General features: G+C 54.4%; 1 pseudogene. It reads right to left on the bottom strand.

Annotation, left to right across the window (positions count from 1 at the left end):
- Window positions 1–356: 356 nt before the first annotated feature.
- Window positions 357–550, bottom strand: a pseudogene (locus tag ACT84W_RS02315) (tRNA dihydrouridine synthase); the annotation flags it as partial.

Below are 550 nucleotides of genomic sequence, written 5' to 3'. Positions count from 1 at the left end.
CTCCGCTCCGACGTTTCTGATCTTCTGCCGGCGACCCGCCATGCTTCCTGCTCCTTATTTCTGACTTATGACAGAAATAAGGATACGCCGATGCGTCAGGTTTGCAAGTCTTTTTTGACATATGTCGATAATTGGAGACCAAGCGCACTTCTTGCCTGCAAAAGCCGCTGCGGCTAGTTAATTTCATCTTTTACCTACCTTTCCAAAGGTAAGTAAAAGATGCAACCATTTGCAAAACCGCAGGTCGTGGGAGTTCTCCGGCACCGGCACGCACGTTTACCCACCTTTGCAAAGGTAGGTAAACTATGCAACTATTTTTAGGCCGAGGCCTTGGAAAGAAGTGCGCGCCGCCAGGCCTAGCTATACCGCGGCTCATCCGCGAGAAGCTCAGTGGCAAAGATCTGCCGCACAGCCGCCTCGTACTCGTCGGCACGACGGAGCTTTCTCACGGCACGGTGAACGGACTGCGGATCGGCAAAGGAGCACCTGGCGTACGACCACCACTCCTTCATGCGGAACACCGCGTTGCCGCCCATCTCATCGGTGTCGC

The organism is Paratractidigestivibacter sp., assembly GCF_052362415.1.
Classification (GTDB): domain Bacteria; phylum Actinomycetota; class Coriobacteriia; order Coriobacteriales; family Atopobiaceae; genus Paratractidigestivibacter.
Note: the sequence above shows the minus strand (reverse complement) of the source record. Positions and strands in the feature narration are given on the sequence as shown.